This is a genomic window from Shewanella sp. SP2S2-6 (assembly GCF_031931965.1).
Lineage (GTDB): Bacteria > Pseudomonadota > Gammaproteobacteria > Enterobacterales > Shewanellaceae > Shewanella > Shewanella baltica.
On sequence record NZ_JAUOEQ010000003.1, the window covers coordinates 176,653 to 201,959 of the forward strand.

Sequence of the window (25,307 nt, forward strand, 5' to 3'; positions counted from 1 at the left end):
GATACCAATGGGTGGACGGTTTCGCGTTTTTCCTGTAAACTCGCTGGAATTTGTCAAAATTTCGTAAATTAGCGGAAATTGGTATCTTAACATAACATAAAAACATTATATTTCAGTGGCTTGGCTCTTTATGGAGGTCGCGTTGACAAAGTCTGCCTTACTCGTACTCGAAGATGGAACTGTATTCTCTGGCACAGCAATTGGTGCCGATGGTCTCTCTGTTGGTGAAGTTGTTTTTAACACTTCCATGACAGGTTACCAAGAAATTTTAACTGATCCATCCTACTCACGCCAGATTGTAACATTAACCTACCCACACATAGGCAACACTGGTACCAATGATGAAGATGTTGAATCCGATGGGGTTCACGCTTGTGGTCTTATCATTCGTGATCTTCCGCTCATCGCAAGTAGTTTCCGCAATCAACAAAGCTTAAGTGATTATCTCAAAGCGAACAATGTCGTTGGCATAGCAGATATCGATACCCGCAAGTTAACTCGTATTCTCCGTGAAAAAGGTGCACAAGCCGGTTGTATTATGGCAGGTGCAGACTTAGACGAAGCAAAAGCGCTTGCCGCTGCCAAAGCCTTCCCCGGTTTAAAAGGCATGGATCTCGCTAAAGAAGTCACAACTAAAGCGGCTTATCCATGGCGCAAAGGTAGCTGGCGTTTAGTGGGCGGTTTACCTGCAGATACGCCAGCAAATGAGCTTAAATACAAAGTAGTAGCCTACGACTACGGCGTTAAGCAAAACATTCTGCGTATGTTAGTGGACCGCGGTTGCGACGTCACTGTTGTGCCAGCTAAAACCTCTGCCGCCGACGTGCTGGCGATGAATCCTGATGGTGTGTTCCTTTCGAACGGCCCTGGCGATCCAGAACCATGCGATTACGCAATTGAAGCAATTCAACAGATACTGAAAACTGACACACCGATTTTCGGTATCTGTTTAGGTCATCAGTTGTTGGCTCTGGCCTCAGGTGCAAAAACCTTAAAGATGAAGTTTGGTCACCACGGTGCAAACCACCCAGTGAGCAACATCGAGAAAGGTAACGTGATGATCACCAGCCAAAATCACGGTTTTGCTGCCGATGAAACCACGCTACCCGCCAACATTAAGGTGACGCATAAGTCGCTGTTTGATGGTTCACTGCAAGGTATCCATCTTACGGACAAACCTGCGTTCAGCTTCCAAGGTCACCCTGAAGCGAGCCCAGGCCCGAACGATGCCGCCCCGCTGTTCGATCACTTTATCGAGCTTATTGAACAATACCGTCAGAACGCCAAGTAGTACGCTAGCTAGGAGAAGAGAGAAGCAATGCCAAAACGTACAGATATAAAGAGTATTCTTATCCTAGGCGCCGGCCCAATCGTGATTGGTCAGGCATGTGAATTTGACTATTCTGGCGCACAGGCTTGTAAAGCGCTGCGTGAAGAAGGCTACCGTGTCATTCTGGTGAACTCTAACCCTGCCACCATTATGACTGACCCAGAAATGGCCGATGCCACTTATATCGAGCCGATTCACTGGGAAGTGGTCCGTAACATTATTGCTAAAGAACGCCCAGATGCGATTCTGCCAACCATGGGCGGCCAAACCGCACTGAACTGCGCATTAGAACTCGAAGCTAAAGGCGTACTGAAAGAATTTAACGTCGAGATGATTGGCGCGACCGCCGATGCCATCGATAAAGCTGAAGACCGTAGCCGCTTTGATAAAGCGATGAAAAGTATCGGTCTTGACTGTCCACGTGCGGGCATTGCCCACAACATGGAAGAAGCTTACGGCGTACTCGATCAAGTGGGTTTCCCTTGTATTATCCGTCCATCCTTTACTATGGGTGGCTCGGGCGGCGGTATCGCCTACAACAAGGAAGAGTTCGAAGAGATCTGTTCACAGGGCTTAGAGTTATCGCCAACGAGTGAACTGCTGATCGACGAATCACTGATCGGTTGGAAAGAATACGAGATGGAAGTGGTCCGTGACCGCAACGATAACTGCATTATCGTCTGCGCCATCGAAAACTTCGATCCTATGGGTGTACACACTGGCGACTCTATTACCGTTGCGCCAGCACAAACCCTGACAGACAAAGAATACCAAATCATGCGTAACGCCTCTATGGCCGTACTGCGTGAGATTGGTGTTGAGACCGGCGGTTCGAACGTACAGTTTGGTATCAACCCGAAAGATGGCCGTATGGTTATCATCGAGATGAACCCACGTGTATCGCGCTCTTCAGCATTAGCATCAAAGGCAACGGGTTTCCCGATTGCGAAAATCGCCGCTAAGTTAGCGGTCGGCTTCACCCTTGATGAGCTGATGAACGACATCACTGGCGGTCGTACGCCTGCGTCATTCGAGCCTGCTATCGATTACGTTGTGACTAAAGTGCCACGTTTTAACTTTGAAAAGTTTGCTGGCGCCAATGATCGCTTAACCACACAGATGAAATCTGTGGGTGAAGTGATGGCGATTGGCCGTACTTTCCAAGAGTCACTGCAAAAAGCCTTACGTGGTTTAGAGGTTAACCGTAACGGTTTAGACCCTATCACTGACATGTCTAAGCCTGAAGCGATGGCGCGTATTCGCCTTGAACTGAAAGAGCCTGGTTGCGACCGTATTTGGTACATAGCCGATGCGATGCGTGCGGGGCTAAGCTTAGATGAAATCTTTAAGCTGACCAATATCGACCCTTGGTTCCTGGTACAAATCGAAGAGCTGGTTCAGCTTGAAGGCGTAGTAGCTGACGCGGGTCTGGCGGGTCTGGATATCGACTTACTGCGCAAACTGAAACGTAAAGGTTTTGCTGATGCGCGTTTGGCCGATGTATTAGGCGTGAACGAAGCCGAAGTGCGTAAGCTGCGTGACAAGTTTGACCTGCACCCAGTCTACAAGCGTGTGGATACCTGTGCGGCTGAGTTTGCAACAGACACAGCTTACATGTACTCAACGTACGAAGAAGAATGTGAAGCTAACCCATCGACCCGTGACAAAATCATGGTGTTAGGTGGCGGGCCAAACCGTATCGGTCAAGGTATCGAGTTCGATTATTGCTGTGTACACGCGGCGTTAGCGCTACGTGAAGACGGTTATGAAACCATCATGGTGAACTGTAACCCTGAAACCGTTTCAACCGACTACGACACTTCAGACCGTCTGTACTTCGAACCCGTCACACTGGAAGACGTTTTAGAAATCGTCCGCATCGAGAAGCCAAAAGGCGTTATCGTACAGTACGGTGGTCAAACACCATTGAAATTGGCCCGTGCCTTAGAAGCCGCTGGCGTACCTGTCATTGGTACTAGCCCAGATGCAATCGACCGCGCCGAAGACCGTGAGCGTTTCCAGCAAGCGATTCAACGCTTAGAGATGAAGCAGCCTGAAAATGATACCGTGACTACGGTTGAAGGTGCTGTGATTGCCGCTGAGCGTATCGGTTATCCGCTAGTTGTGCGTCCATCCTATGTACTGGGCGGCCGCGCGATGGAAATCGTCTACGACAAGCAAGATTTGCTGCGTTACTTCAACGAAGCCGTCAGCGTATCGAATGCGTCGCCAGTACTGCTCGATCGCTTCTTAGATGATGCGATTGAAGTGGATATTGATGCAGTATGTGACGGTGAAATCGTGGTAATTGGCGCGATTATGGAGCATATCGAACAAGCGGGTGTTCACTCAGGTGACTCAGGTTGTTCGCTGCCGCCATACACGCTAAGCCAAGAAATCCAAGATCGCATGCGCGTTCAAGTCGGCAAGTTGGCGATGGAACTCGGTGTTGTTGGCCTGATGAACGTACAGTTCGCCGTGAAAGATAACGAAATCTATATGATTGAAGTTAACCCACGTGCTGCCCGTACTGTGCCATTTGTGTCCAAAGCAACAGGTGTGCCTTTAGCTAAGATTGCCGCGCGTGTGATGGCGGGTCAAAGCTTAACGTCGCAAAACTTCACTAAAGAAGTGATCCCACCTTTCTACTCAGTGAAAGAAGTGGTATTGCCATTTAACAAGTTCCCGGGTGTTGACCCACTGTTAGGCCCAGAAATGCGCTCTACCGGTGAAGTCATGGGCGTGGGCGATACGTTCGCCGAAGCCTATGCCAAGGCGCAGTTAGGGGCCACTTCTGAAGTGCCTAAGTCGGGTCGTGCGTTATTGTCTGTGCGTAACAGCGATAAGAAACGCGTTGCCGATTTAGCGGCTAAGTTAATCGAGCTCGGTTACCAAATCGATGCCACTCACGGTACTGCGATTATCCTTGGCGAAGCGGGTATCAACCCACGTCTAGTGAACAAGGTACACGAAGGTCGTCCACACATTCTCGATCGCATCAAGAATGGTGAATACACTTATATCGTGAACACTACCGAAGGTCGCCAAGCGATTGAAGATTCTCGTCAATTGCGCCGCGGTGCACTGCGTTACAAAGTTAACTACACGACGACCATGAACGCTGCATTCGCCACTTGTATGGCCCATGCCGCTGATGATCGTACTAACGTGACGTCAGTACAAGAACTGCATCTGCGCGTACTGGCTAAATAAGCCACAGCGTTAATGCCGTCAATTAGAGGGCCGCATAACTTAGGTTATGCGGCCTTATTATTTAGGCCTGTGTCTGTTTTACCCCATTTTTGATTTTGTTTTATTGAGTAACTTAGTTTGTTTTACTGAGTTTGTTTTGAGTATGACTTAACTCTTTTGATCTTCTATTTATGTTGCCTGAGAAAATTATGCCTGCGCCAGCCGCTAGTCCTACTAAAGTTGATACGTTTATTGCGCCGCCTTGCCACGGGCAAATACGCGTGCTCTATCAAGATAGCGACATTCTGCTGATTGATAAGCCGAGCGGATTATTGAGTCTGTCGGGGAAGAATCCGCTCAATCTCGATTCAGTGCATTATCGCTTAGTGCAGGATTTTCCGACGGCCACTTTGCTGCACAGGCTCGATTTTGGCACTTCGGGCATCATGCTGGTGGCGCTGAATAAAAGCGTGAATGGCTTGCTGACCAAGCAGTTTCAGGCACGCACGGTCGAGAAGCGTTATACCGCCTTGTTGCACGGACATATCGCCGCTGACAGCGGGGTGATTAATCTGCCGATCGCTAAAGATGTCGATCATTTCCCACTACAAAAGATTTGCCACAGTACAGGTAAACCTGCGATCAGCGAATATCGGGTGCTCGAGCGGTTAACCGAGCCTTTCGCCACGCGGGTCGAATTTACCCCTGTCTCTGGCCGAACCCATCAACTGCGGATCCACAGTCAGCAATTTGGTCACTCGATTCTGGGGTGCGATCTCTATGGTGGCGTGGGTGAGAGTGTGGCAGATAAGGCCTATAACGCTGATGGACCTGAACCAGACATCACTAAGATGACGAGTAACAGCAGATTAATGCTGCATGCGACCCGCTTAGCGTTTGATCATCCTATCACGGGTGAGCGTATCGACTGGATTTGCGAGTGTCCTTTCTAAGAGCTTGCTAAAGAGTTATAGAGTTTTGTGCTTAGCACTTAGAAATCAAAGCTTAGCACTTAAAACGTAGAACAATCGATTTAGTTGCCAAGTCCGATACGTTCGGTCTGCATTGGTGGCGCATCGTTGGGGAGCCAAGTATGGTAAATCGTTGCGAAGGTGCCATCCGCTTTTATCGCTTCTAGGGCGCTTTTCCACTGCTCGATCACCTCATTGGGCGTGCCTTGTGAGAAGGCAATGTAGAGATGATTAGCGCTAATTGTGAAGAGGGACTCTACATCATCAATACTCGCGCCCGCACCCGACAAAATACTTGGCGCAGTGAGGTTGGCATTACACCAAAGATCGATGCGGTGCTTCATCAATTGTTTCGCACTTAACAAGGGCGTTGATGAGGCGGCGATATTGGTAAAGCCGTGTTCGGTAAGCAGGCGCTCCTCCACTGAGGCACGATAGACGCCAATTGCCTTCGCCGTTTTAGCATCTGCTATCGAGGTAATTTTTATGCCGCTATTTTTTAAGGCATAAAAATTGGTCGTACCGACAGCAACGGGTCCTATCATAGTAAACATCTGTTCCCTTTCTGCGGTGCGCGTCATAGTGAACAACACTGTATTGGGCTGCTCGGTCAGCATTTTCCAGCCGCGAGCCCAAGGTACGACTTTAATTGGATCTGGGTTCTTGATGCGTTTTTGAATTTCTTCTACGACTTGCACCGCTAAACCAGCAGGTTTGCCATCGATAGAGAAACTGATCGGTGACCATTCTTCTGTATAGATGTTTAGCGGCTGTGCGCGCAGGGGAAAAGCGCCGCAGAAGATAAGTGATAGCAAAAAGCTTGTGACTAGTTTCATTAATAACCCTAAAAATTAGAATGTTATAATTGAGTCTCACTGCTTGCTCTTGAAACGATTAAAGATGAACGCTGTGTTCAAATCAAGTATAGCTAGGGGTTCATTTTCTAAGAGTAAATTTAATATACCGTTTTGAACGATAAAAAAAGAGCGCGAGTATGGCGCTCTTAGGTGGGTATTTTTATCAATGCTGACTTAAGCCTGTTCGATAAACATCAGGCTCGATAAACGTCACGCATCAGATTATCAATGCAGTGGACAACACGCATACTGGCGTCCTCCATTGAGTGCAGTTGTTTAACCATTTCAGGCAGATTACCTTTTTGCCTGGCATTGAGCGCGGCTTTACCCGCTTCGTGCACCGCTTTATGTGGTGCATCTAAGGCTTTGAAGTTACTCAAATGCTGATAATTCTCAGCGCCAAATCCTTTGAAATACCATTGTCCGAGACGGCACTCAGTGTGCGAGTTCACACTGTGGTTATGCTGTGGTTTTTCAATTAATTGATAAACGCTGCTTTTCCAGACCGCGTGGTCAAGTTTAGTGGTATTTAAGAATGACGCGGTAGCAGCGTTATGGATAACCTGCTGCATTTGCTTTGAGCGATGCAGTACATCTTCAACCACTTGGCCGATTTGGGTAGAAGAGCTGGCAACATCGATAGCGCTGCTTTGATTGTTATGGACAATTTCTTTAATTTCAGAAGCTTGAATGACGATTTGCTTTACCAGTTTTTCAATGTGGCTGCTGGCTTCGTGGGCTTTACTGGCAAGTTGGCGCACTTCATCGGCAACTACTGCAAAACCGCGTCCTGCTTCACCTGCGCGGGCGGCTTCAATGGCAGCATTCAATGCCAGCAAGTTCGTCTGTTCTGAGATGCCTTGAATCGCGGCAACAAACTGGTTGATTGAAGAGGTCGTCGCATCTAGCTCAGTAACGGCTTTCATGCTGCTCGACGCTTGCTCATTAATATAAGTCGCCCGTGTGCCTAAACTTGCCACGGCGATGCGGGTTTGATCAAAAATCTTATCAAGTTCTGACAGTGAATCCTGTTCGGAGGTAAGTAATTCGGCGCTGTTGGCTAAACCTTCGCGCACCGCATTGAGCATGTCTCCACCTTGGTTTTGGCAGGCTATCACCTCAGTGTAGTGATCCGCATTTTGCCGCGATTGCTGCTGCATAGTCTCATTTTCACGGATCATGCCACGCAGTTCATCGATTTCATTTTGGCGTTGTTGTTCTAGTTGGATAAGCCGCTCTTTAAGCGCCTTATTTTCAGCTTTGAGCTGGGAATTAAACCACATAAAAAGACCTCTAGCGTCGCAAGGACTATGGCTATTGCTTATCGACTTACAGTGACTAGGCTCAGCGGTAAATACTGCAATGTTAATAAGAAGTAAAACTATTCAGGTGTTGAAATATTAACTGATCCTTTGGCTTTATTCTTAATTTTTTGGAGGTTATTGTCGCTTTTATGCGTTGGCGCAAATTAACCTTATTTTTCGAGTGAAAAGTGAACCAAGCTAAGGCTAAAACTGGGCCAAGTTAGCTGGTTCACTTTGAGGTTTTATCGCTATTGATTAGCGCTATGAAGGCTTTATTGCATGCCTATGGCATGGGTAAGTCGAGCACCATAGTCGCAATGCTGAAATAAACCAGCACGCCTATGATATCGGCGATGGAGGTGATGAGTGGCGCACTAGCGGCCGCAGGATCCATCTTCAATTTGCTCAGTAAGAAGGGCAGAGACATACCAATCAAGCTGCCTATAATCACCACGATTTGCATAGTGAGCGCGACAACCAGTGCGATTTCAGGCCCGCCACGCCAAAATCCTAGCAAGGACACTGCCGCTGCCATACTGGCACCTAATAATCCGGCGACAAATAACTCACGGCCTAACATAGATAGCCAGTCCTTGAGTACCACTTCCCCTGTGGCTAGGCCGCGTACCATTAAGGTCGCCGATTGTGATCCCGCATTACCGCCGCTATCGATCAGTAGCGGTAGGAAGAAGACCAAGGACACATAACTGGCAATGGTATCTTCGAAGAAGGCGATACCCGCTCCTGAGAAGATATTACCAAACACCAAGATTACCAGCCAAACCACGCGCTTGCGGTAAAGCAAACCTATGCTAGCGGTCTTGAGGTTATGGTCGATATTGCCTATGGCCGCGGTTTTTGTGAACTCAAGATCCGCCTGTGAGCTGGCAATATCCATGGCATCATCATAGGTGACGATACCGACGAGCTGGCCTTTGCCGTTGACTACAGGCAGTGCCATCAAGTCATAATGGGCGATCATTTGCACCGCTTCTTCACGAAAGGCATTGGCATCGAGGGCGACGGGATCGGGTTTCATAAAATCGACCACTCGCTCGTGCGGCTGCGCCAGCAATAGCTGTCTTAAAGACACAGTACCAATCAAGCGACCTAACATGTCCACCACATAGGTTTGATAAATGGTTTCCTTATCGGCGGCCTCAGTGCGTAGGGTATCAATGGCTTCTGCCGCAGTATGGCGGCTATTGAGCAAGGTGTAATCCGAGGTCATGACCGCGCCGACCTTCGCTTTGTCATAGGCGGCGAGGGTGCGCATATCTTCCCGTTTGGCCAATGCGAGCGCAGGTAAAATGGCCGCTTGCTGGGTTTTATCGAGCAGATTGTAAAGGTCGGCACGTTCATCGGCTGCCATGTGCACCAGCAGTGCAGATAGCGTGGTTTTATCTAATTGCTGAACTAAGCTCGCCTGCAATTCGTCGGTCAGGTAGCGGAACAGATTGGCGCACACCTTAGGTGAGGCCAGTTGCAACAATAGGACTTGTTGAGCTTGATTAAAGACGTTAAAAACGGCAGCGATATCGGCAGGATGGCGCTTTTCGGCTAATTCAGCCATGGCGCTGGCACTGCGTTGCTCGATAATCATCTGTAGGTTATGGATGATTTTTTTGGTGTTGTTTGTGCTGTTATTCATGTTCATAGTTCATTCTCTCAACGATCTAGTGACCATAGTAAAAGGTGATGTCTGCGCCAAGTTGCAGCGCGTTGCCACTAAGGGCATTGCCTAAGTTCAATTCCAGCTGTAGCTGTCGTTGCGGCGTGTGTTGATAGGCGAACTGATAGGCCGGATTACTCAACTCTTTTTGATAAAGCTCGGCTATCAGGCGATGCTGACTATTGAGTTCATAGGCCGCCGCGATACCCGCAAGTAATTGGGTTGATTGATTAAATTCATGGGTGAAACCTAAGTTGGCATACAGACTGACATCGGAGTCGCCTAAGGTTTTGCCCATAATGCCGAAGGCTTCGGTGGCAAATCTGTTATTGGTATCAAGGTTTTTTTGCAGATTGATCACCATAGCACTGTGCCAATCGTCCTGCTGCCGATCTGGATCTGAACCTGAGTGAGAGCTTAAGTTGAGCGGTAGCTTGATACCGACTTCAGCTTGCTCCTCACGAATAGCGTCATTGGCATTGGACGCTAAACCTAAATGCCATTCCCATTGATTGCGGCTGCAAGTCGTGGCTGCGTTAAATTGTGGCCGAGCATGATCCGACCTAGGTTGTTGCCAGCCCATTTCTAATTCACAGCGATCCGCGAGGGCGGGATCATCCACTTCGAGGTGCGATGCCGCCGCACTCATGCTGTAGTACAAGCTGATACTTGCACAGGATAGAGACCGCAAAATTGCTGTGTTGTTTATGTAAGCCATATTTAGGCTCCTCAGATGTAAACCCTTAGGTGTTAATCCATAGGGAAAACGAAGTCCACTGAGGCAAAAAACGTGCTTTGAGATGCAAAAAATACCCATAACTGAACCCCAGCGAATATGCTGGAATGGCGAAAGCGCAGCCATAGGCTCAGGCTTTATGGTTTGTATTTGATATTTGGGGGAGGCGGAGTGAAGAATGGTTCACGCTACTACCCTGCTTAGCAGGTAGCAGCAAAAAAATTGCGGGCTAGTGCTAGGCGTTAAATCCTGTCTTTTGGACAGGGCGTCTACTGTCGCTTATGTGTGTGCCCACAGTGGGTCTCCGCAATGATTAAAAGTCGACATCATTCTAATGGGCCAAAAGTGAAAGTCAACCGCACAAATCGTTACCTATGTTTTTGTTTAAATTTAGATTTTAATCAGATGTAAATATTATGGTATTGCTTGAGTTTGTGTATGGTTATTGGGCTGCTTGATGGATTTGTGTGCAGCGGCTTGTTGTTGATTTGTTTGTTTTATGGGCGTTGGCTGTGATGCTGACTCTATGAGGTGTCTAATCTTTATTATCGGATATCAGGTATCGGATATTGATGCGTCGATTGAGTTTGGCTAACACCTTATCTCAAATGGATTATTTGGCATTGATGCGCATCGGGTATACCCTTGTAGTGTCTGTACCTGTGAGTCAAAGTGATCATTCATACAGGTTCAGACAGGTTAAGACTGGTCGCCGTTTTCAGATTTGGAGGTATTACGCTGTGGCACACAATATCGACGTTGATGAGTTGGACTCCATAGCTGTGGCTGTTGAGCATAATGACATCGCCCAGATGAGAGTCGCCAATATCAAGATAGCCAGTATCAATCTGTTTAACTTTATTGAGCCGCCTTTGGCTTACTACGATTTTGAAAATATCTATAGCCATGGTCAGTGGCAGAAAAAGTGCCAATGGCTGAGTGAGTTTCTCGCCCATCGTCAGCCCGATATTGTCGGATTTCAAGAAGTGTTTAGTCCTGAACCGCTCAAACGAATCGCCAGCGAGCAAGGGCTAGTGCATTTTGCTGTCATTGATGCGCCTACCCTTATCAGTGATTACATTTATCGCAGCCCTGTGGTCGCGCTTGCCTCCCGTTATCCCATAGTGGAAATCAGCAGTGTCGAACCTGATGCACGCTTAGTGGCGGCGATGGGATTATCGAGTGAATTTGCCTTTAGCCGTAAGGTGCTGCGCGCAACCGTTGAGGTGCCGCACATTGGTAAGTGTGATTTTTATGTGGTGCACTTTAAATCAAAACGCGCTGGATTAGCGCTTGAGCCTAAGCTAATTGAACCTAAGCTATTTGAACATCAGCCACTTGGTTTAGATAACTCGGCGCCCGCAGCGAGCATGAAACTGCATTCAGAAACCCAATTACTCACAGAGCAAGCCTTAGGCCGCTGGGCATCCACCATGCAGCGCGGCGCGGAAGCTGCGTTATTATTCAATGGCATATTAGTACGCAGACAAGAATCTAAACATCCCGTCATAGTGATGGGAGACTTTAATGACAGCCTGACAATGGGCGCCTTAGATGCATTAACGATACAGGGCGAGAGCCTTCACAGTAATGATATTAAAGCCGCTGGCCTTGGGCATTTATCGGATGCGGCGTTAGCGGCGGTGTTTGCTCAGTATCAACTTAAAGATGCCTATGAGTTATTTATTGAAGCGAACTTGAGGGACAGTTTGACGGGTAATACCGCTTACCATAGGGAACACAGAGCGGCGACCCATTACTATGGCCCCAAAGGTTCTGTGCTGGATTATATTTTGCTTTCGAGTGAGTTTGATGCGAGCCATGGCCGCAGTTTAGCGCAAGTGGTGGATTATCAAACCTGCGACAGGCATTTAGTCAGACCCGAATATGAACGCGATGCCTACAGCACTGACCATGCGCCAGTGATTGTTGAGCTGGCGCTGCGAAGCTAAGCCAATCCTTCAATTCAGCGCACTTTAAATCAGTTAATATCAAGCTAACGTTCACTCTCAAGCCAGCGCATTAGGCGATATCGCGGATAAGCCCCATTTGAAACCAAGCTTGCAGTGCCTGCAGCACTTGCATCGGCGCCTGCGCGTCACTAAAAAATGCCAACATCATTTCGCATTGTTCGGCAAAGGTGGCACCACCAATAAATCCCAGCAGCAGGGCGAGTTGATATTCGGATAGGGAAATAAACTCAGTTAATCGGCTTTCGCCGCGCCAAAGTAACCAAGCTCTTTTGCCTTGATAATCGGGACTGGGCGGTGATGCTTGCTGTTTTAATGCTTGCCAAGTTTCAACTGCATTACTGTTGCATTGGAATAGCTGCACGCTGGGGTGAAAACGCAGTTGGCAACTCGGCCATTGCTCGGCAGGCAGTGCTTGCAGGCGCGCAAAAGTGGCGCGCTCGGTATCAAAAGCATCGAAGGCATTCAATAAACGCCGCTCGAAGCGAGCAATATCGGCAATAATCGGATACTGACTGAAAAACGCATCTTGGGTTAAATAGTCGGGCAGGGCATCGGCAAAACTGCGCAGTGAGGTAAACGCCGATGGCTGACTGGCAATATAACCTTTGGCCATGCGTTCAAAGAGTTCATCACCCAGATAGATACCCAGCATTTCGTGGTCGGTTTCGAGGGTTTCGGTTAGACGAATGCGATAGGCATTGGCATAAATCTGCATCCGAATATCGGCATTAATGTCGCCTTGCTCGGCAATCTTATCTTTGAAGGTTTGCGTGGTTTGCTCAAGTGTGGGCGGTGTATCAACCGCCGCACTCGCCAGCAGATAATTCATAAATGCGTGTTGTAGCTGCTGAAGTTGGCTCATGCGATAACCTTTCCTTCCTGCATGTTCTTTCTACCTTTGGCGGCGTTGAGTGGATGCGCCTCACCTAAGGTATCGCGGGCGATATTTCTGGCAATTGTGAGTTCAGCTTCGAGGGCGGAAAACTCGGGGATATTGGCGTCGCGCTCTATCATAGTGCTGATGCCGCCAAAACGCTTCAGTGCCGCGCGGTAGAGGTCCCACACGCTGCTCGGTACATCATGATCATGCGTGTCTATCACATAGTCGCCATAGTCGCTGTGTCCGGCGAGGTGAAATTGCTGCACCCGTTTGGGATTGATTTTATTCAAGTAGTCCAACGGATTGAAATTATGATTGCGGGCACTGACGTAAATATTATTGATGTCTAACAAGATTAAGCAGTCTGCCGCCTCGGCAACGGCATTAACGAACTCCCATTCGTCCATGCTGGAATCTTGATACGACAAATAGCTAGAAACGTTCTCCATCAGAATGCGGCGGCCTAAAAAATCTTGGACGGTTTTAATCCGCTGCGCCACATGCTTAACGGTTTCTTCGGTATAGGGTAGTGGCAGGAGATCATGGCTGTTCACCCCGTGAATTGAGGTCCAGCAGATATGATCGGAAATCCATTGGGGCTGCACATCGTTAGCGAGCTGCTTTAAGGCTTTAAGGTAATCCATATTGAGCGGATCGGTACTGCCAATCGACAGGGAAACACCGTGCATGACTAAGGGATAACGCTCGCCAATTTCCTTGAGGTAATAGCGGGGTTTACCGCCAGCGACCATGTAGTTTTCCGAGAGCACTTCAAACCAATCGATATCGGGCTCAGTATTGAGCACGACATCAAAATGCTGTGTCCTCAGACCTAAGCCAAAACCTAATGGTGCTTGCGTAATGACATCTTGCGCCACATTGACTCCTTATCCTTAAGTTTTCTGCTGCTGTTGTATGGGTTAACAGGGTGGTAAACAGGGGGATAAACGTGACCAGCACAAACTGGTCACGATTTATAATCGGCATATTGGCGTTTAAGCGCCTGCTCTGCCGCCGATATCACCGCAGGATTTTGCCGGTGCTGCAACAAAACCACTGCCTTTACAGCTGGCGTGTCCGGCGCAGGCGTTGTCAGCAGTTTTACAATCGTTATGGCCTTTGCAGGTGTTAACGCCATAGCAGTGAACGAGTTCGGCGTTAGCAATTTTGCCCACCCAGTCATCTGCGACTTTACCGCCGACATCACCACAGCTTTTTGATGGCATAGCCACAAAACCACTGCCTTTGCAGCTGGCGTGTCCGGCACAGGCGTTATCGGCGGTTTTGCAATCGTTATGGCCTTTACAGGCATTTACACCATAACAATGTACGAGATCGGTACTGTCAGCGCCAGCCATAGGTTCGGCGGCATTGGCGTAACCCGCCATGCTTGCCATTGCCATCGCTAATGCGGCGCCTGTCAGTGCAGTTTGTGTTTTCTTATTCATGATCTAATCCTTTTGAGTGTGACTGCTAATGAGTAATCTTAATTTGGTTGCTTTGATAACGACTGCTGTAAATCGACGACTTATAAAGCAATGACTAATAAACACAGGAGTAAGCCTAGTTGTTATCGAGCGATTCGTTTGAATATCTTGTGCGCTGGCTAAACGAGCCTTTCGAATGCGCAGTGCTTTTTCCTGTTGCGCTAATGAGACCCGCACTTAGACCAATATCTTTCAATTTAAGTTAAAATGATGTTGTGATAATCGAGACCTGCGCGATCGAGAGAGTCGGGAAATCGCCCTATTTATGGAAAAAAATGGCGTTTCTTACACAGGTTTTACGACGTAAATAAGGTATGATCGGCAACCCGTGGATGATGGTAAATAGGCGCTGCGGCGCGTTCAGTACTCGCACTCAGGTGACATTGGGTATATCATCCGTTTCCCATTTTTTAGACTGCAGCCCTTTTTTAGTGGCGGCACTATTTTTAAAGGCAACTATGGCTATCAGAATCAAACTTAAACCCGGCCGCGAGAAGTCACTCGAGCGTCGCCATCCTTGGGTATTTTCCAATGCTATTCATAACATTAAGGGAAAACCTGAAGCGGGTGAGACAGTCGATGTGGTCGCGCATGATGGTCATTGGTTAGGTCGTGGTGCTTGGTCGCCTGAGTCGCAAATCCAAGTGCGGATTTGGACTTTTGATCGCGAAGAAGAAATTGATCGCGCGTTTTTTGCCAGACGTTTGCAGCGGGCGCAAATCGGCCGTAACGATCTGATCCGCGAGCAAGGCTTAACGGGCTATCGTTTAGTGGCCGCCGAGTCCGATGGTTTACCTGGGATCACCATCGACAGATACGCCAATGTGTTGGTGTGCCAGTTACTGAGCACAGGTGCTGATTTATGGCGCGACACCTTAGTTGAGTTATTGGCCGAGCAATATCCTGATTGCGCTATCTATGAGCGTTCCGATGTGGATTCGCGTAAGAAAGAAGGCCTGCTGCCTGTTACGGGTTTGCTGCATGGCACTCTGCCTGAAATGCCAGTGATTATCGAAGAAAACGGCATCAAGATCGCCGTCGATGTGATTAAAGGCCATAAGACAGGTTTCTATCTCGATCAACGGGATAACCGCGCCATTGCTGCCCGTTTTGTGAAAGATAAATCGGTATTGAACTGTTTTTGCTACACGGGCACCTTCGGTTTGTACGCCGCCAAAGCGGGCGCCGCCAGCATAGAAAATGTCGATGTGTCTTCTTTAGCATTAGCGACGGCGCGCCAAAACATGCAAGTGAACGGTTTGAGTGATGACAATGTGCATTACAATGAAGCCGATGTGTTTAAGTTGCTGCGCCAATACCGTGATGAGGGCAAGACCTTCGATGTGATCGTACTCGACCCGCCTAAGTTTGCTGATAATAAGGCGCAGTTAAACGGGGCTTGCCGTGGTTATAAAGACATCAACATGATTGCATTGCAGTTGTTGAATCCGGGCGGCGTGTTATTGACCTTCTCTTGCTCGGGATTAATGCCTGCGGATCTGTTCCAAAAAATCGTGGCCGATGCTGCGCTCGATGCGAAACGTGAAATCCAGTTTATTGAACGCTTAAGCCAAGCGAGCGATCACCCTATCGGTAGCGCCTTCCCAGAAGGATTCTACTTAAAAGGCTTAGTCGCCAGAGCTTGGTAAGAGCGGCAAGAGCTTGGTAGATAGTCGCTAGAGCTTAAGCCAAGCGTTTGATATAAGCTGCCTGCGATGTGGGTTTAGTTAGAGAATAGGCCTTAGTTAGGGAATAGGCGGCTTAGTCAGAGAATAGATGGCTGAGTCAGATAACATTGAACCCTAAAAAACCATAAAAAATGCCAGCCCTTTGAAAAAGTGGCTGGCATTTTTATTGCGTATTTTTTACCGTGTTTTTACATCAGCAGCCTTGTGACTGCGATGGAAGCTTTAACGCTTAACTTATTTGGCGGTAAAGGTTTTTACGCCATCAGGGGTGCCGACTAACAACACATCTGCGCCGCGTTTAGCGAACAGACCGTTAGTGACGACACCGACGATCTCATTGATCTGACTTTCCAATTCTTTTGGATTAAGGATCTTAAGATTGTACACATCGAGGATCACGTTGCCGTTATCGGTAACAACGCCTTCACGGTACACAGGATCGCCGCCTAGCTTAACTAACTGACGTGCCACATAAGAGCGCGCCATAGGAATGACTTCAACTGGCAGTGGGAATTCACCTAGGATGTCGACTTGCTTAGTGTTATCCACGATACAAATAAACTTTTCAGCCACAGCCGCGACAATTTTCTCGCGAGTTAATGCCGCGCCGCCACCTTTAATCATATCCATGCGGTCGTTGATTTCATCGGCACCGTCCACATAGACAGATAAACGATCGACGCTGTTTAAGTCATAAACGGGAATACCCAGCGCTTTCATTTTCTGAGTTGATGCCTCAGAGCTAGAGACTGCGCCATCGATATCGGCTTTCATGGTCGCCAGTGCATCGATAAAGTGATTCACAGTCGAACCCGTACCAACACCAACAATGCTGTCTTTTTCAACGTACTTGAGCGCGGCCCAACCGGCAGCTTTTTTCATTTCATCTTGAGTCATGTTGACATCCTGTAACGGCAAATGAGTAAAAAATTCTGCGCTTAGTATACTCTTTTCCGATAAATAATGTGGCGCAATTCCGCCTTAGCTGTGATCTAGATTGCAGGCTGGTCAATATCAGTCAGCGGCCCCAATAACCTAAGCAACTGAAGTAGTTAAGTTGGAAAGCATTTCGCTATACGTCACTAATCTAACTAAGCTACTATGGCAAAAGCAGAATGGTTTATAGATGATTTGTAGAGGGATTTAGCATGGCTGGCGCAAGTTTATTAACCTTACTTGACGATATCGCATCGATTTTGGATGACGTAGCGGTAATGAGTAAAGTGGCGGCAAAGAAAACCGCAGGTGTACTGGGGGACGATCTAGCCCTCAACGCTCAACAAGTCACAGGTGTGAGTGCCGATCGTGAATTACCCGTTGTTTGGGCGGTAGCTAAGGGATCGTTTCGTAATAAATGCATTTTAGTGCCTGCTGCTCTGTTAATCAGCGCCTTTATTCCTTGGGCGGTAACGCCGTTATTGATGTTTGGTGGTCTGTTTTTATGTTACGAAGGGTTTGAAAAACTGCATCACAGCTATAGCCACAGAAAAGGCCAGCCACACAGCGAAACGCAAGAGGAACATGAGCTACCAGACATCAAAAATTTAGCCGCTTACGAGGCCGAAAAAGTCAAAGGGGCGATTCGTACCGATTTTGTGTTATCGGCGGAGATTATCGCGATTACTTTAGGCATAGTGGCGGACAAATCCCTGTCGACGCAGTTTTTCACCTTATCCGTTATCGGGATCATCATGACCATTGGTGTGTATGGTTTGGTGGCCGCGATTGTGAAAATGGACGATGCGGGTTTGTACTTGAGTCAGCGTGAAGGTGAGTCTGCCTTAACGCAAATGAACCGTAAACTGGGTTTTGGCTTATTGAGCGCTGCACCTGTGCTGATGAAAAGTTTAACCATTATCGGCACCGCGGCCATGTTTATGGTGGGCGGCGGGATTTTAACCCATGGCTTACACATGATTGGCGAGCAAATTCACCATGCCGAGCAAGCCGTCGCGGCTATGGGCTTTGTCGGACCTGTGCTTGCCGTACTGACGCCAAGTGTGCTCAATGGCCTATTTGGCGTTGTTGCTGGCGCAGTCGCACTCGCTGTGATGACAGGGATACAGAAACTGCGTAGCGAGTGAGGTGCGCGCATCGATAATCGAGGGTTAACTCAACAAGGAAGGGCGACGATGAAGTTAATGAAGTACTGTATCTCCCCGAGTAAGTTGGCTTGGTTACGCAAAGAATTAGGTAAAGATGCCAACGGCTTGATTGCAGCAATGGATGCTGCGGGCACGGCTTATCTCGATATGCTCAATGCATCGACCGAGCGGATTGAGGGGGAGCCGTTAGAAGGTGAGGTGGCGGCCGAGACTGACACGTCCACCAATGCTAAGACTCAGACTCAGCGGCAAGCGCGGCGTCAGTTGGCGTATTTGTGGTTGCAACAGCGGATTGCCTTAGCGACACGTATCGATGATGCTGACATGGCGGCACTCGCAGTTTTTGAATTGCAACAGGTTTACATTGAAGTGGTTCAGCCATCGGAGTTTGATGCAGTTGTCGCACGATTACAGGCTGAGCCAGTCTTAGGTTTTGATACTGAAACCCGTGCGAGTTTTGAGCGCGGCGTACAATATCCCCTGAGCCTTATCCAAATCGCGACAGCGGACGCTTGTTACCTTTTTCAGCATGCCATTTTAGGTGAGCAATTCACTCAGTTAAAAACCGTATTAGAAGATGAAAACATACTCAAAGTTGGCGTTGGATTACGCAGTGATGCGCATGCCCTCAAGCGGCAATGGGGGATCAATGTCGCTTCAAAGTTGGATTTAAACTGGGCATTGGCGCAACTGGGGGCTGATAAGGAGATGGGGACGCGCCAATTGGTGGCGACTCTGCTGGGTACCCGTATTGATAAGCCGAAAAAAATCACCCTATCGAATTGGCAGCATGTGCCTTTATCTGGCGCGCAAATCGATTATGCCGCTGCCGATGCCTTGGCAGCGCTCAAGTGTTTCAATGCGTTAATTACTCTGCTGACGCCTTTTTATCGTGTATCGACTGATCCAAAAGCCGGGCCGTTAATCCCTTTGAGTCTAGTGGCGCCTTTGGCGAAATATTTCAAGGAGGTTGAATGAAGCGCAAAAACCAAGATGCCCCAAAAGTTAAAATCATGTCATCACACTCGGATATGAGTTCGCAGGGCACCAGTACCTTAGGTTTGATTTACCGCGTGCTGGGCATGTTGATCCTGCTAGCGATGATTACCCTAGGGGTGAATGCCTGGGCTTAGTGATTTTGTGAGCATCTGCTAACAGGTAAAAATAAAGGAGAACGCTATGTTAGATGCCATTTGTGAACTCGAAACAGAGGATCATTTAACAGTGAGAACCACTTACAGTGTTTTTAAGTTTCAGCAATTACCCGATGAAGATATCGAGCGCTTACGACAATGGTTAATTTGCCCTGCGTGCGGCGGAAAAGCGTATTTCCGTAAAGCTTCCAAGGATGGCAAAGCCGCCTGTTTCGGCTCGCGTTATCACCAAGCTGATTGCATTGAATTTAAACCCTCGGCGCAAAAATCCCGCGAGGAACAAGATGCTATCGAAGTTCAGCAACAGCTGGTGGACGCCGATGCATTGATGATCGATTTCAGCCGCAAGCCTCGCCGCTATTCTTCCGCAAATAAAGCATCCACTGCGTCATCCGCAAGTAAGACCGCGCCGACGTCTAAGTCGTCTTCTATATCTGAGTCGTCACCAGTACCTGTTGCATCGTCAGCGGACGGTCAAGTGCAAGAGTCGAAAACAGACTACCAAGTTAACACTGCGGCGTGCACAACCGAGAAGCGGGTACCAAGCCAAGGGCTCGAAAAGTTACTGCACAGTTTATTGCGCGGTACTGATCTGGCGAAGTCTGATCTCTGGGTATACACAGACAGTGAGCGTAAATACCGTTGGCGGGCGAAGAACCTGTTCGTCAACTTTGCCGATGCCGACCCACTCGACAACAAACCCCACATGTATTGGGGCACGATATCCCACACTGACCCGACCATGAGCTGGCTTAATCCGGCCGACAGTAAAGATATCGGCATTCCTATCGATGGGATAAAACAGCCATTATTAGCGCAATTTGAGATAGAAGATAAACGCTGCTTTGAAGGTGCGGGTTTGATTTTATTTGGCAAATGTTTTTGGAATAAAGAAAAGACCCGCAAAATTATTCAGCTGTGGAATAACGATTTGCAGCGGATTTTTATCTCAAAGCTAGAGGATTAGCTGTGGGGGAAGAAACTAAAATGGAGCAGAAAAGGGGCTATTCCCGACGCACAAAAACGTCTTAGTAAAAGTCCCTATCTATTTTTCGCTGATTAAGGCGTTTACTTGCCGCAGCACTTCTTGAATTTTTGACCGCTACCACAAGCACAAGGCTCGTTACGATTTGGTTTTTTCTCGAACGTCGTGGTCTTAGGCTTATTCAATAAACCTTCTAACTCAAGGATATCTTCAGCAACGTCGGCATTGATTTCGATATTAGCAAACAGTTGGTGTTCGGCAACAATCGCAGCAACTTCGAGTTTACGCGTTTCATCGGCAACGATTAATTGCAGAGGGAAAGCTTCTGTACCCGGTTTAGCGGCACGCTTAGTGTTGTAGCCAAAGCTCTCATGCTTTGGCTTAGGCGTTTTACGACCTTTGAAGAAAAATTTGTCTGACATTTTGGGTCCGTCGAGCTGTGTATGAAATTGACGATGCTTATACTATAAAACGCCGATTTTATAAATCGAACTCAGATCTTTTTTCGATAAATGCGTGGCTTTTACCCTTAAGCGGCCCAAAACTTGCCGAAACAGCCATATCCGTCGAATTTATTGCAGCGATTTGCCTTGGAACATTGGGGCGCTAACTCTCTTGATAATGTATCCATTAAAACATTAAGCCCAATATGCGGCGGCTTTTTAATCTCAGTGGCACTTTATTCAACAGTAACTGGCTAACTTGTTTGAAAAACCTTCAGTTAATGAGTTTTGTCATAAAAAGTACTTTACCTTTGAGAGTGCTTTTAGCATAATGCCCCACGTCAACAGGGGTGTAGTTCCAATTGGTAGAACAGCGGTCTCCAAAACCGATGGTTGCGGGTTCGAGTCCTGCCACCCCTGCCAAATAAAACAACGGCTTGCATAGAAATATGCGAGCCGTTTTATTTTGTCTGCCATTTAGCCTCGATATATTTAGCGCCCTCTCTATTCATTCGCGGTTATCGCTTTTTCTCATAAATGCTGTTTCTCATAAAACTGCCGTATACCTCTTGTAACATTTAAGCACTGCGGCTTAGGTAAATCGGTTTGCAACTTTAGTTGTGCTTAACATACAATCGCCTGCCAAATTATGTGAGGAAGTAGGGTTTGAATAGTGTGATGCAAACAAGACGCACCCTAGCGATATGGCTTGCTGCCATGTTGGTGCTATTGTCTGTGGCCATTGCTGTTCACAGTATTTTCCACGCCAATGAAGACCCTAAGTCCCATTGTTCGCTGTGCTTGCATCAGCACCAGTTGCAACATGCGATAACCAGTACACCCTTTCATTTCCAACTCACTCAACAGAGTTATATCTCGGTTGAGTTCCACGCCATTTCATTTAAACGACCTTTTAGTCGTTTCTTCAATAGTCGTGCTCCGCCCATAACAGCATAAGTTACTGTTTATTCAATTTATCTTAATTAACTTTGAGCGCCTTGGCTTAGCGAAGGCGCAGATGCTGTTTATTTTCGGAGTGAAAATGACCTCTTTTTATATGCCCAAGCGCGCTGCGCTTTTGCTGGGTGCCTTGGTTGCACTCAATCCTATTTCAATGCTGCTGGCTGCACAGGATGCTCTATCTGGTGATCCTATCGCAGAGACTGACATTGAACGTTTAAGTATCCACTATCGCCAAGCTTACCGTGGCAATGTGTCTGCAACTGAGCTTCCCCAAGCTAGATGAGCAATTGATCAAAGACGCGGGGCTGACGCGGTTTCAAGATGTACTGGACTATTCCGCGAGTGTGGCGCGGCAAAACAATGGCGGTGGTTTATGGGATAGCTTTTCGCTACGTGGCTTTCCGGGCAACGAAAACATGCCATCGGGGTATTTAATCAATGGCTTTAATGGTGGCCGAGGTTTTAGTGGTCATAGAGATTTATCAAACGTTGCCTATGTCGAGATTTTAAAAGGCCCTGGTTCGGCACTTTATGGCCGCTCGGAGCCCGGTGGCACAGTTAATATCGTCACTAAGAAACCCCAATATGAAACCAGTGGTTATTTAAAAGCATCGGCTGGGAGTTTCGACCAATATCGGTTAGAAGGTGATGTGACCTCAGGTTTAACCGATAACTTGGCATTTCGGATTAATGGCGCTTGGCAGGAACACGATAGTTTTCGTGATTATGTGTTTAGCGATAAAAAAATCGTTACGCCGTCTGTGCGTTGGCAGATTTCCGAAAAAGCTTCCTTGCTGTATGAAATGGAATATCTCAAGCAGGAACAGCTATTCGATCGCGGCATTATTGTGCTCAATAACGATATTAATACCGTACCCCGCTCGCGTTATTTAGGTGAGCCTAATGATGGCGCAACGGAGGTGAATGCCACAGGGCATCAGCTGACCTATGACTATGAATTAAATGATGATTGGTCATTAACTGCTGGCTATAACTACCGAGACTCTAGCTTGAAGGGTTATTCGTCTGATGCTGAGTTAGTAAAGGGGCGGCAATCGCTATTTGATGATGGTCGCACGCTGACTAGGCAGCACAGATATCGTGACTATGCCTCCGAGGACAATTCACTACGCCTAGAGTTAAGTGGCCATATGGATACCGGTTTTATTCGCCACAATTTGCTGCTCGGTGCCGATGCCTATCACTACAATTTGAAGACGGGACTGTATCGTTATCGGGGCAAAAAAGGTGAATATGCCATCGATATTTATGCGCCTCAATACGGCGGGCCTCAGCCAGAGGTGAGTTTGCTGTATGAGAATAACGAAACCCAAAAGGCGTGGGGCACATACCTGCAAGATCAAATGGATCTCACTGAAAAGTGGAAGCTGCACCTTGGGTTAAGGTTCGATAGTTATCAGCAAGATATCAGTGAAGTCGCGAAAAATACCCTATCAGAGCAAACCGATAGTAGGGTTAGCCCTAAAGTCGGTCTGGTGTATTTATGGTCCGATGCCCTAAGTTTCTATAGTTCTTATTCTGAAGGCTTTTTACCGCTTTCTGGAACCGACTTTGCGGGTAAACCCTTCGAAGCCGAAGAGAGCAAATCGGTTGAACTAGGAATAAAGTTTAATGGTACTTGGCTAAACGATCTTCCTATAAACGGTAGTTTAGCCGTGTTCGATGCGCAAAAGAGCAATATTTTGACCTCAGATCCTATCAATGTTGGTTTTTCTGCCACCTTAGGTAAAGCCAAAAGTAGCGGGGTTGAACTCGATGTAGCCGCCGAGCTGACGGAGGATTTACAAGCAAAATTATCCTACGCCTATTTAAATACCCGCACCGCCAACGATAGCTTGAACCCCGACTGGGGCGTGCTTATCTCTGCAGGCAGTCCATTGGTGAATGTGCCCAAACATACCGCGAGTGTGATTCTGAAACAGGATTTGAATAGGCTTTCTATTGATGGACATTTAGGACTGAGCTGGCGATATGTGGATTCTCGTCTGGGTGATTCTGCCGATCCTAGCTTTCAATTGCCTTCTTATCAGTTAGTTGGACTGTTTATGAATACTCACCTTAGCGATAACTTCATCCTTGGCGTCAATCTGGACAACTTATTGGATGAAGATTACATCGCCAGCAGTTATTCAGCGCTCTGGGCTGTGCCGGGTGAGCCACGTAGCATTAAAGTGAGTGTTAGCTATGAGTTCTAATATCAGTTCGAATTCTGCGCTGTCAGTCCATTTTTCGGAACAAGCATCGGCCCACGCATCGGAACAAGTATCGAACCGAGCGCTTGGCCGAACCCGTATTAATAGTATCGATATGATGCGCGGCCTGGTGATGCTCATCATGCTGCTCGACCATGTGCGGGAACGGTTTTTCCTGCATATGCAGGTGAGCGATCCTATGGATTTGAGTTCGACCTCTTGGGGACTGTTTCTAAGCCGCTTTGCCGCGCATTTTTGTGCGCCAGTGTTTGTGTTTCTAACGGGTGTTTCAGCATGGCTTTATGCCAATCGCAGTCATGGCGAGCCGCGTTCAGCACGGGCGTTTTTGATTAAACGTGGTTTGTTTTTAATCGCGCTCGAAATTATAGTGATCAACATCTCTTGGATGGGTAACTACCACACGCTTTGGTTGCAGGTCATTTGGGTGATCGGCCTGAGTATGTTAACGCTGGCGGCGCTGATAAATCTGCCTAGACCTTGGATGGCTCTTTTAGGCTTTGCAATTGTTTTTGGCCATAATCTGCTAACGCCAATTGGTTTTCAGCCGAGTGAATGGGCTTATAGTCTGTGGACCCTATTGCACGACCGCGGATATCTTGTCAGTGAAGGGGCGCTTAAGATCAAAGTGAGTTATCCCGCGCTGCCTTGGATGGGCGTGATTTTACTCGGCTATGTGGCTGGGCCCATTTTCAGCAATAAATCGAATAACAACTTGCTTGAAGCATCGCAGCGCCAGCAAACACTGTTGCAGTTAGGGATAAGCTGTTGGGTACTTTTTGCTGTGCTACGCGGGTTTAACCTCTATGGCGAAACCTTGCCTTGGCAGGCGGGGGCACGTTTGGGTGAAACCTTGATGTCGGTATTCAACTTAACCAAATACCCACCATCATTAAGCTTTTTACTGGTGACCTTAGGCGGCATGTTCTTTAGCTTAGTGGCGTTTGAGCGGTATTTTGCATCAAGTGGCAAAGTTGGAGGGAGATTAGCGCGAGTCGGCCACGGGTTGTCTGTGTTTGGCTCAGTCCCTATGTTCTTCTATATCTTACATTTGTACGTTCTGTTACTGCTTTATCGCTTAGCGAAATTCATCTTTGGCGCAAACCATGGTGAGTACTTTGGGGTGAATAGTATGGGATGGATTTGGTTCATCACGTGCGTGTTAGTTATCGCGCTGTATTATCCCGTTAAGTGGTTTAGCGAATATAAAAAGCACTGCACTCAGGCTTGGATAAAGTACCTCTAAATTAAAAAGCTTCTAAATTAAAGAGCTTCTAAATTTAAGCGCTTCTAAACCTAAGTACTTTTAAACCTGAGTCATGTCGCTTTAAAGAAA

Annotated in this window: 20 protein-coding genes, 1 tRNA gene and 1 pseudogene; 13 read left to right on the forward strand and 9 right to left on the reverse strand. The window is 47.6% G+C overall.

Annotated features, from left to right (window positions below; genetic code table 11):
- Positions 1 to 130 precede the first annotated feature (130 nt).
- The 3 genes from carA to Q4Q57_RS03990 all read left to right on the forward strand — a co-directional run bounded on the left by carA (position 131) and on the right by Q4Q57_RS03990 (position 5,475).
- The gene (gene carA / locus Q4Q57_RS03980) at positions 131 to 1,291 is read left to right on the forward strand and encodes a glutamine-hydrolyzing carbamoyl-phosphate synthase small subunit (RefSeq protein ID WP_107403950.1); all 1,161 of its coding nucleotides are present in this window, start codon (positions 131 to 133) and stop codon (positions 1,289 to 1,291) included.
- Positions 1,292 to 1,318: 27 nt separating this feature from the next.
- On the forward strand, positions 1,319 to 4,543 hold the full coding sequence (gene carB, locus Q4Q57_RS03985; RefSeq protein WP_012197570.1) for a carbamoyl-phosphate synthase large subunit: 3,225 nt from the start codon (positions 1,319 to 1,321) through the stop codon (positions 4,541 to 4,543).
- Positions 4,544 to 4,731: 188 nt separating this feature from the next.
- Entirely contained in the window at positions 4,732 to 5,475 is a 744-nt protein-coding gene (locus Q4Q57_RS03990; protein WP_311889982.1) for an RluA family pseudouridine synthase, read from the forward strand.
- An 80-nt stretch (positions 5,476 to 5,555) separates the two neighbouring features.
- Here the strand turns inward: Q4Q57_RS03990 and Q4Q57_RS03995 are convergent, their stop codons facing one another.
- From Q4Q57_RS03995 to Q4Q57_RS04010, 4 genes are all read right to left on the reverse strand, one after another.
- A complete protein-coding gene (locus tag Q4Q57_RS03995; RefSeq protein WP_311889882.1) occupies positions 5,556 to 6,329 on the reverse strand; it encodes an ABC transporter substrate-binding protein in 774 nt (257 codons plus the stop codon).
- A gap of 215 nt (positions 6,330 to 6,544) precedes the next feature.
- Entirely contained in the window at positions 6,545 to 7,633 is a 1,089-nt protein-coding gene (locus tag Q4Q57_RS04000) for a methyl-accepting chemotaxis protein (RefSeq protein ID WP_311889883.1), read from the reverse strand.
- A gap of 304 nt (positions 7,634 to 7,937) precedes the next feature.
- Complete coding sequence (gene mgtE, locus Q4Q57_RS04005; RefSeq protein WP_311889884.1) at positions 7,938 to 9,311, reverse strand: magnesium transporter; 1,374 nt, start codon at positions 9,309 to 9,311, stop codon at positions 7,938 to 7,940.
- Positions 9,312 to 9,330: 19 nt separating this feature from the next.
- Entirely contained in the window at positions 9,331 to 10,044 is a 714-nt protein-coding gene (locus tag Q4Q57_RS04010) for a hypothetical protein (protein WP_311889885.1), read from the reverse strand.
- Between the two features lie 758 nt (positions 10,045 to 10,802).
- On the opposite strand from Q4Q57_RS04010, the gene Q4Q57_RS04015 reads away from it, so the two are divergent.
- Positions 10,803 to 12,014, forward strand: coding sequence for an endonuclease/exonuclease/phosphatase family protein (locus Q4Q57_RS04015; RefSeq protein WP_311889886.1), 1,212 nt, complete (start codon positions 10,803 to 10,805; stop codon positions 12,012 to 12,014).
- A 70-nt stretch (positions 12,015 to 12,084) separates the two neighbouring features.
- On the opposite strand, the gene Q4Q57_RS04020 is transcribed toward Q4Q57_RS04015, so the two are convergent.
- The 3 genes from Q4Q57_RS04020 to Q4Q57_RS04030 all read right to left on the reverse strand — a co-directional run bounded on the left by Q4Q57_RS04020 (position 12,085) and on the right by Q4Q57_RS04030 (position 14,363).
- Positions 12,085 to 12,897, reverse strand: a complete 813-nt coding sequence (locus Q4Q57_RS04020) for a DNA-binding domain-containing protein (protein WP_311889887.1) — start codon at positions 12,895 to 12,897, stop codon at positions 12,085 to 12,087.
- Entirely contained in the window at positions 12,894 to 13,793 is a 900-nt protein-coding gene (locus Q4Q57_RS04025) for a DUF692 domain-containing protein (protein ID WP_311889889.1), read from the reverse strand. Before Q4Q57_RS04025 ends, Q4Q57_RS04020 begins: the two co-directional genes overlap by 4 nt.
- A 117-nt stretch (positions 13,794 to 13,910) precedes the next feature.
- The gene (locus Q4Q57_RS04030; RefSeq protein WP_311889890.1) at positions 13,911 to 14,363 is read right to left on the reverse strand and encodes a hypothetical protein; all 453 of its coding nucleotides are present in this window, start codon (positions 14,361 to 14,363) and stop codon (positions 13,911 to 13,913) included.
- Between the two features lie 497 nt (positions 14,364 to 14,860).
- Between Q4Q57_RS04030 and Q4Q57_RS04035 the strand changes: the two genes are divergently transcribed.
- Positions 14,861 to 16,051 carry a class I SAM-dependent rRNA methyltransferase gene (locus tag Q4Q57_RS04035; RefSeq protein WP_106651397.1) on the forward strand — a complete coding sequence of 397 codons (1,191 nt, stop codon included), beginning with the start codon at positions 14,861 to 14,863 and terminating at the stop codon, positions 16,049 to 16,051.
- Between the two features lie 273 nt (positions 16,052 to 16,324).
- Here the strand turns inward: Q4Q57_RS04035 and rpiA are convergent, their stop codons facing one another.
- Positions 16,325 to 16,987 (reverse strand): ribose-5-phosphate isomerase RpiA, encoded by a 663-nt coding sequence (gene rpiA / locus Q4Q57_RS04040; protein ID WP_311889891.1) that lies wholly within the window; start codon positions 16,985 to 16,987, stop codon positions 16,325 to 16,327.
- Between the two features lie 251 nt (positions 16,988 to 17,238).
- On the opposite strand from rpiA, the gene Q4Q57_RS04045 reads away from it, so the two are divergent.
- From Q4Q57_RS04045 to Q4Q57_RS04060, 4 genes are read left to right on the forward strand one after another with little or no spacing between them, the layout of a single operon-like run.
- The gene (locus Q4Q57_RS04045; protein ID WP_311889892.1) at positions 17,239 to 18,174 is read left to right on the forward strand and encodes a DUF808 domain-containing protein; all 936 of its coding nucleotides are present in this window, start codon (positions 17,239 to 17,241) and stop codon (positions 18,172 to 18,174) included.
- Between the two features lie 48 nt (positions 18,175 to 18,222).
- Positions 18,223 to 19,173 carry a 3'-5' exonuclease gene (locus tag Q4Q57_RS04050; protein ID WP_311889893.1) on the forward strand — a complete coding sequence of 317 codons (951 nt, stop codon included), beginning with the start codon at positions 18,223 to 18,225 and terminating at the stop codon, positions 19,171 to 19,173.
- Entirely contained in the window at positions 19,170 to 19,328 is a 159-nt protein-coding gene (locus Q4Q57_RS04055) for a hypothetical protein (RefSeq protein WP_198555528.1), read from the forward strand. The genes Q4Q57_RS04050 and Q4Q57_RS04055 overlap by 4 nt, the downstream gene beginning before the upstream one ends.
- A gap of 46 nt (positions 19,329 to 19,374) precedes the next feature.
- Positions 19,375 to 20,316, forward strand: a complete 942-nt coding sequence (locus Q4Q57_RS04060) for a hypothetical protein (protein WP_311889895.1) — start codon at positions 19,375 to 19,377, stop codon at positions 20,314 to 20,316.
- 101 nt (positions 20,317 to 20,417) lie between these two features.
- Here Q4Q57_RS04060 and Q4Q57_RS04065 read toward each other — a convergent pair whose 3' ends face one another.
- Positions 20,418 to 20,756, reverse strand: a complete 339-nt coding sequence (locus Q4Q57_RS04065; RefSeq protein ID WP_311889897.1) for a PBPRA1643 family SWIM/SEC-C metal-binding motif protein — start codon at positions 20,754 to 20,756, stop codon at positions 20,418 to 20,420.
- A gap of 367 nt (positions 20,757 to 21,123) precedes the next feature.
- Here Q4Q57_RS04065 and Q4Q57_RS04070 point away from each other — a divergent pair.
- The 4 genes and pseudogenes from Q4Q57_RS04070 to Q4Q57_RS04085 all read left to right on the forward strand — a co-directional run bounded on the left by Q4Q57_RS04070 (position 21,124) and on the right by Q4Q57_RS04085 (position 25,217).
- Positions 21,124 to 21,200: transfer RNA gene (locus Q4Q57_RS04070), tRNA-Trp, on the forward strand.
- Positions 21,201 to 21,443: 243 nt separating this feature from the next.
- Positions 21,444 to 21,734: a DUF2946 domain-containing protein gene (locus tag Q4Q57_RS04075; RefSeq protein WP_311889898.1), complete on the forward strand. Its 291-nt coding sequence runs from the start codon at positions 21,444 to 21,446 to the stop codon at positions 21,732 to 21,734.
- 85 nt (positions 21,735 to 21,819) lie between these two features.
- Positions 21,820 to 23,956 (forward strand): annotated as a pseudogene (locus Q4Q57_RS04080) (TonB-dependent siderophore receptor).
- On the forward strand, positions 23,946 to 25,217 hold the full coding sequence (locus Q4Q57_RS04085; protein WP_311889899.1) for a heparan-alpha-glucosaminide N-acetyltransferase domain-containing protein: 1,272 nt from the start codon (positions 23,946 to 23,948) through the stop codon (positions 25,215 to 25,217). The pseudogene Q4Q57_RS04080 and the gene Q4Q57_RS04085 overlap by 11 nt, the downstream one beginning before the upstream one ends.
- Positions 25,218 to 25,307: the final 90 nt, after the last annotated feature.